Origin of the sequence: Mesorhizobium sp. (assembly GCF_004962925.1) — a bacterium.
In the GTDB taxonomy this organism is placed as follows: Bacteria; Pseudomonadota; Alphaproteobacteria; order Rhizobiales; family Rhizobiaceae; genus Mesorhizobium.
In genome coordinates this window covers 1-284 of the sequence record NZ_SUEO01000481.1, presented here as the reverse complement: position 1 = coordinate 284, position 284 = coordinate 1, and the positions used below count along the sequence as shown (strand labels likewise).

1 protein-coding gene is annotated in these 284 nt (G+C 63.4%); it reads right to left on the bottom strand.

Annotated features, from left to right (window positions below):
• Positions 1–259 (bottom strand): hydantoinase/oxoprolinase family protein (locus E5W87_RS35795; protein WP_292408772.1); only part of this gene is annotated, 259 nt, incomplete at its 3' end.
• Positions 260–284 lie beyond the last annotated feature (25 nt).

Below are 284 nucleotides of genomic sequence, written 5' to 3'. Positions count from 1 at the left end.
CCCCGAGGATCCGGTGCGCGTCGGCGATCGAGGCGAAATATTCGTTCATCAGCGGTGTCAGCCTGCCACGGACGGGGGCCGACGAGGCCACACCGAACAGGAACGTCCTGGTGAAGCCGGTATAGACCAGTTCGCCGCTCAGCAGCCGTCCGGCATCGGTGTAGCCGTCATTGGCGACGGCGCTATTTTTGATGGCGAGAATGTCAGTGGTGGTGGAGCCCATATCGACGAACAGGGCATCGCCGGCGAGTTTCGCCACCAACGACGCTGTGGCGTGCCGGTTG